The organism is Prosthecobacter sp., assembly GCF_029946185.1.
In the GTDB taxonomy this organism is placed as follows: domain Bacteria; phylum Verrucomicrobiota; class Verrucomicrobiia; order Verrucomicrobiales; family Verrucomicrobiaceae; genus Prosthecobacter.
The window spans coordinates 1-6,424 of record NZ_JAQSEA010000056.1; the positions used below are offsets into that span (position 1 = coordinate 1).

General features: G+C 60.9%; 7 protein-coding genes and 1 pseudogene. All 8 read left to right on the forward strand.

Features of this window, described 5'->3' with window-relative positions; genetic code table 11:
* Positions 1-435, forward strand: a 435-nt coding sequence (locus PSV43_RS03725) for a hypothetical protein (RefSeq protein ID WP_300193915.1), incomplete at its 5' end; no start/stop codon positions are given.
* The gene (locus PSV43_RS03730) at positions 432-2,123 is read left to right on the forward strand and encodes an ATPase, T2SS/T4P/T4SS family (RefSeq protein WP_300193916.1); all 1,692 of its coding nucleotides are present in this window, start codon (positions 432-434) and stop codon (positions 2,121-2,123) included. The genes PSV43_RS03725 and PSV43_RS03730, both read left to right, overlap by 4 nt.
* 3 nt (positions 2,124-2,126) lie before the next feature.
* Positions 2,127-3,344, forward strand: coding sequence for a type II secretion system F family protein (locus PSV43_RS03735; RefSeq protein WP_300193918.1), 1,218 nt, complete (start codon positions 2,127-2,129; stop codon positions 3,342-3,344).
* Between the two features lie 15 nt (positions 3,345-3,359).
* Positions 3,360-3,725 (forward strand): hypothetical protein, encoded by a 366-nt coding sequence (locus PSV43_RS03740; protein ID WP_300193920.1) that lies wholly within the window; start codon positions 3,360-3,362, stop codon positions 3,723-3,725.
* A gap of 3 nt (positions 3,726-3,728) precedes the next feature.
* Positions 3,729-4,139, forward strand: coding sequence for a type II secretion system protein (locus PSV43_RS03745; protein ID WP_300193922.1), 411 nt, complete (start codon positions 3,729-3,731; stop codon positions 4,137-4,139).
* Positions 4,140-4,156: 17 nt separating this feature from the next.
* Entirely contained in the window at positions 4,157-4,837 is a 681-nt protein-coding gene (locus PSV43_RS03750; RefSeq protein ID WP_300193924.1) for an ATP-binding cassette domain-containing protein, read from the forward strand.
* The gene (locus PSV43_RS03755) at positions 4,834-5,613 is read left to right on the forward strand and encodes a hypothetical protein (protein ID WP_300193926.1); all 780 of its coding nucleotides are present in this window, start codon (positions 4,834-4,836) and stop codon (positions 5,611-5,613) included. The genes PSV43_RS03750 and PSV43_RS03755 overlap by 4 nt, the downstream gene beginning before the upstream one ends.
* Positions 5,589-6,424: pseudogene (locus tag PSV43_RS03760) on the forward strand (hypothetical protein); the annotation flags it as partial. The gene PSV43_RS03755 and the pseudogene PSV43_RS03760, both read left to right, overlap by 25 nt.

Here is a 6,424-nt window from a genome sequence, read left to right on the forward strand (position 1 = left end):
TATGGCGAGAAGCTCGACGCGGCCTCCGGCATCATGCCCGACTTCTTGGACTTCGCGGCGGAATTTCAGGCGCAAAAGCATGCGCTGACGGCGGAGGGCGAACTGGCGCGGATGCAGAAGCTGCTGCACAACAGCCTGAACGACCGTGTACATTGCTGGAGTTTCGGCCCCTTGCCGGGCAAGGCAGCAGGGCTCTATGAATATTGCCCGGTTCTGCGTCCGGTGTGCATGGCGCTTGGTTGTCCTGCGGTGCTGGCAGGCGAAACGAGCATCGTCCATGTCACGTCGCTCAATCCCGTTTCAGCACTGGCGGCGTCCTTCTGGATCAGCCAGGAGCTGAACCGTACGTCCGAAGGCGATGCGCCCTTTGTATTCAGCTTCTTCACCGATCTACCTGCATGGCAACTACTCATGCAGCGACACTTTGCCCCATGAATCTAAACCTCGGCATTGAGTTCAATCACACGATCCAACGGCTGATCATCAGCCAGTTGCGGGCGGCCACGGTGGGTCAGGAAGGCCAGTCGGATGAAGCGCTGGTGCGGCGCACATCAAAAACGCGCATGCTGGGGGCCGTTGGTCGTGCAGCGGGGCTGCCAGCCTTTCCGCAGGTGCGTGAGATGGCGGATGCGGAGTTCGTCGGCTACTGCGATCCGGTGGTGATGTCACGTGGTATGTTCGTGCCGTTGCGGCGCAGCGTGCAGCAGGTGCTGCTGGCAGTCGCGAATCCGTGGGACTACCGGGCGGATGATTACTGTGCGGCGCGTTTCCCGGAAGATGAAGTGTTGAAGGTGGTGACGCTGGCCTCCGAGGTGTCCGCCATGATCGAGGGGTCTTCAAGCTCCTCGGGGCCGAGTCGGGCGGAACTTGAGGCGGTGGAAGTGGAGGAGTTCTCCAATGAAACGCCGGACTTTGATGTGACGCGTCAGTATGAGGAGCCCATCGCCCAACTGGTGGCAAGCATGGTGAGTGATGCGATCAAACAGCACGCTTCGGACATTCACATCAAGACGGAAAAAACCAGCTTTCAATACTGCTTCCGCGTCGATGGCGCCCTGGGGGTTCGTTTCGACATGCCGGTGAAGCTGCGTGACCGAGTGGATGCGTTTCTGCTCAATCTGATGCGCCTCGCGCCGGAGGAGCGCAGCAAACGGCCGGGCATATCAGGCCGCTTTACTGCCAGCTACTACGGACGCGCCGTCGGGGTGCGCTATGAGCGGCACCGCACCTACCGCGGCTACCATGTCACCATGCGACTGCTGGACAAGACGCATCTGGAGGCACGGCTCGGCATGGGAACGCTGGCCTTTGATGAGGAGACCTTGTTTGAACTCGACAAAGCCATGGCGGTGCCCTCCGGCATCATCGTGATGTCAGGTCCCACAGGTTCGGGCAAATCGACCACGCTGAACGCGATGCTGCGGGAGCTGAACCACCCGGAGGACAACATCCTGACGCTGGAGAATCCGGTCGAAGACGAGATTCCCGGGGTGACGCACTGCGACTTGCGCGACTCGACTGAGTTCAAACCGATGATCGCCAGTTTCATGCGCTCTGATCCAGACATCATTCTGATGGGCGAGGTGCGTGATCGTGAATCGGCAGAGCTGGCGATCGAGGCCGCCATCACCGGCCACAAGGTGCTGACCACGATTCATACGCCACGCGCCTCGCAGATCATCGAGCGCTTTCAGCAACTGGGCATGGAGCGCTGGAAGATCGCGCAGACACTGAAGGCAGCCTGTGCGCAGCGTCTGGTGAAGCTGCTCTGCCCGAGCTGCAAGGAGAGCATCGAAGGCGTATCGGAGCGTGAGATCCGGCTGTTCCATCTTGATTCATCCTGGGCAAAGCGCCCGCTGTTCAAACACCATAAGGAAGGCTGCTCAGAGTGCCATGGTCGTGGTTACTCAGGGCGCACCGCCATCCTGGAGATTTTGCCCATCACCCCGAAGCTTGGCGACAAGCTGGCCAAGGGGGAGATCACGCCCTATGAACTGGAAGAGGAAGTGCGCCGGGAGTCAGGTCTGCCATCGCTGCGGGACAATGGTTTGAAGCTGATGGCCGAGGGGAGAACGGACCTCGATGCGCTGAAAAAGGTCCTTGATCTCACCTACGAAACTTGAGCCATGAACGCCTTCCAAGTCACGCTGCGCAACATCAAGCGGCCCGAAATCTCCAAGGTGATCGAGTGCGAGGCACCAAACCGCGAACAGGCGGCGCTGCTGGTGAACAAGCCAGGCTTTCGCGTGGCCTTGATCAAATCCCTGGCTGGCACGCCGAAGAGCGAAAAGTCCAAGAAGCCGGTCTCCCGTAAAGAACTCATCAAGCTCTTCCGCGGCCTTGCCTCCATGCTGAAGGCAAACATCAGTACAGCAGACGCGCTGCTGTATTATTCGCAGGGTCTGCCTGATCCGGAGCTGCAATCGTCGCTGATGAACATTCGCAACCGGCTTGAAGCGGGGATGCCAGTTCACATCGCCTTTGCCAAGGAGCAAAAATTTGACGGCACCATCATCACCATCATCGAGGCTGGTGCGGATGCCGGCCAACTGGGTGAGGCTTTCTCTTCGCTTGCGCGCCGCATCAAGATTGAGCTTATGTTTGCCAGCAAGTTACGCACCGCGCTGCTGGTGCCGTCGCTGGTGGTGCTGTTTCAGATAGGGCTCTTCATCTATTCGCAGATTTTTGTCGTGTCCCAGGTGGAGGAGACTTTGAAAAGCGTGCGCCAGGAGCCGGATCAGATTTCGGTGTTTATCTTTTCGGTCAGCCATGTGGTGCAGAACACGTGGCCCTTTTTTGTCATCGCCCTAACGAGCTTCATCACCGCCGTGTTTCGCTCAGCGGCGTTCAGGCAGAAGCTGCTGATTTTCTTCATGAAATACTGGCGGCTGCTGACGAAGCTGGTCATGGGCTTGCGCCAGAGCGCCTACATTGGAACGCTGCAGATGCTGTATGCCAATGGCATCAACCTCGCCCGCGCCTCCGCTTTGTCCGCGCGGGTGCTGCTGGGAACGCCGATGTATCCAGACTTCATCAAGGCCTCGCAGGTGTATGAGTCTTCCGGCGTGCCATTCGCTGAGGCGCTGAAGCGAAACACCAATCTGGACCCGCAGGTCATCCACATGATCGGCATCGGCGAGCGCTCGGCCTCCCTGCCCCAGCAGCTCGAACTGCTGCGTGACATTTACGAAGAGGACACCGCCGCGACCATGGCGGACTTCACCCAAGTCATCAATTTCATCACTCTGGCCATGGCGGTAGTTCTTATCGGCTTTGTCTTCACTGGCTCCATGCTGCCCATCTTCCTGATGGGGCCGCGCATGATGCAGTCTGGCAACATGTAAACTCAACCCACGCTTATGAAAACACGATTCCTGCTTCCTTCCCTGCTGCTCGCCACCACTGCGGTACTGGCGGCTGATCCGCCGAAGTTCGTTCCCCGGCCGATCCCCGGCATGGACACTGCGGCTCCGGTGAAAGCCGCGAACGCATTGCTCAAGCCGGTGCCGGCACAGCAGGCGTTTGCTGCTCAAGTCGCGAATCCGGACCGGGCGCGTATTCTATACATTCATCGTCGCGCCACGCTGCCTGCGGAGCTCACGAAGAGCCTGCCGGTGACGCAGACCGAGGTCACGGTTTCAACGACCATGCTCAACGTGCGTCAGGGGGCCGTGAAAATCATTTCCAAGGCTGAGGTGGCGCAGGTAGTCAAACCCAAATCCTGAAGCATGCAGAAGATCCATTCCCGCCCTGCACGCAACCATGGCGGCTTCACGCTCATCGAGATCAGCCTTGTGATCGGGTTGCTGCTGGGGCTAGCCACCTTCGCAAGCATGAACATTGCCACGGTGCGAAACTGGCAGCGTGGCAAGGATGCTGCGGTGTCACTCCAAGCGGTCTTTGCCGCCCAGCGCGCCTATCTTTCCGATCATCCCACCACAGATATTGCAGGGGTGTCCACCGATCAGTTGCAACCTTATCTGCCGCAGGGCTGGACCACGATGCCAGCCGTGGTCAGTCTGGACAGTGATGCGCTGTCAGTCGATCACTCCGTGATGCCTCCCCTTCTCATGCTTGGATCGTCCGTTTATGACCCTTCATCAAATGGAAGTGATGGACTTTGGGATGCCGGGCAGTGAAAGTATCTTCCCTCCGTATGGCCACCGAAACTCTTCTGCACATCCCAGGCGGCACCCGCATCGGCTACCACACCGGTCTGCCGTGGAAGCGGGCGGCGCGCTGCCTGGTGGAAGTGGGCGGAGACATTCGTGCTGGCATGGGGCTGCACCTGCTGGTGGCACCGAACGGTTCGGGCAAAACGACCCTGCTGCGGACGCTTGCAGGGTTGGCTCCGGCTTTGCAAGGCCACGTCAAGACCGGTGCGCAGGTGCATTACTTCGCGGATGAGCTGCGGGTCGATCCAGAAATGAAATCGCGCACGTTTTTCCGTTCCTGGTTCAAGGGTGCGTCGCTCGTCGCGGCGGAAAATCTCGCCGAGAATCTACGTCTGAATTTGACCACTCCCATCGGCAAGCTTTCACGCGGCAACCGCCAGAAGGTACTGTTGATTCTGGCCGAGGTGAAGGCAGCGCAGAGTGAAACCAGCGTGCTGCTCATGGATGAGCCGCTCACCGGCCTGGATGCCGAAACGCGCGAGCAGGTGACGCAGCTCTGGGCCACGGCAGGCACGCAAACGCTGCGCCTAGTCATCATGCATGAACTGGAGTGCGTGCGTGCGGCGGACTCGCTGCTGACCATTGCCGGTGGTCAGTTGCGGCATGCCACGAGCCGCAGCGGCAGCACCTGGATGGAAACCTACCGCACGTTGCAATCATGAGCTCCGTGCGCGTCTGGCCCTTGTTTCGCCTCAGCTTTGCCGGACTCATGGGCCGGGGTAGTTGCTGGCTGCTGCTGCTGGGAGCGGGCCTGTTTATCTGGGTTGCGCCGCTGCTGACGCCGTGGGAGGAAAACCCGCAGATTCTACAGCCCGCACGTGCGCAGGCGGCCTGGTTCTATGCCTGGATCGCGCTCTTCACCTGGCTGCCGTTTCAAGCCTCGGCGCTCGGGCACCGCATGCGGCGCGAGGGCATGCTGGAGCATCTGCAGGCTGGCGGCTCGGGGCGCATCAGCCAGTGTCTGCAGCTCAGCGCGGCGATCTGGGTCTGGATGCTGGCGGTGGTGCTGATCGCGGTGGTCTTTTGTCTGACGTGGACGTTGCCAAAGCGGCCCGAGGAGGCGCGCATGTGGATGACACTCGTGTTTCAATATGGTTTACTTTACAGTCTGTGCGCCGCGCCGCTGTGCCTGCTGGCGGTGGTGCTGGGCACACGCACGGCGGAGGTCATTGCGTTTTTGGTGCCCACCGGACTGCTACTGATGGGCTTGTTTGGCGCGGCGTGGCTGGCCCCGCTGCTGGGTGGCGCGGATTCGGGAGTGCTGCAGTCGTTCTGGCTGGCGCTGCCGCATTATCATCTGGCCGATCTGACGCCACGGCTGGTGTTTAAAATGGGTCCGCTGCCGTTCGCGGACTTTGCCGGTGCGGCTGGCACGCTCGGCCTGCAGGGTGCCGCCATTTCCATCTCTGGGTTATGTCTCTTTCGCACACGCTCCTGACGCTGACTGCCGCAGGCGGTCTCTGGTGGGGCGGACATGCGCTGTCCTGCTCGCGAACGGCCTTGCACGCCACGGCAACTCCGCCTGCGTTTGCGCTGCCAGGAAGCGCGTATGGGAGTCTGGCGGCGCGGTTGATACGCGATTCGCTGTACAGCTACTGGCATGGGGGCGAGAGTGCCGCGCCTGCCGCGAGTTCGCAGAGCAGCACAGGGGCACCGCCGCCGCCACCACCGGGGCGATTTTCCCGCAGAGGCATGCCGGCACCGGTACCAGCCGCGCAAACGCCGAGCGAGACATCATGGCTGCAGGCGCGGGTAGATGAGCTCTCCCGCCTCGAAAAAAGCCGCACGCGGCGTGTCAGCACGGTGCCGCTTTCGAACGCCCACCAGCAGTTTCTGTATGCCGCCGCAGACGTGCGGCTGCGTTTCGCCTACCAGCTCGATCCGGGGGATGCGACTCTGTATGAGATTCTGCACTTTCACATCGCCTCCCGCACCCAATCGCCGGAAGCGGCGCGGGCGGCCATCGATGCGCTGGGACAAAGTGCCATGGCATACGGCTTGCGTGAAGGTGGCAGCTTGTCGGATGCGCTGACCGGCGCAGGAGCAGCGATCAATCTACTCAACGACCAGCTTCAACCTGGCAACGCCCGCCGTGATGACAAGGCAGTCAGCCGTGAATGGCATGCCTTGGAGGAGTGTCTGGAACGCTACCGCCGCCTGCGCAGCAGCGCCGAATTGGAAGGCTGGTGGGACGGCGTGCCGGAGGTGCGCCGCGAGGAGATCGAGGCGCATGCGAAACTGCTCAAACG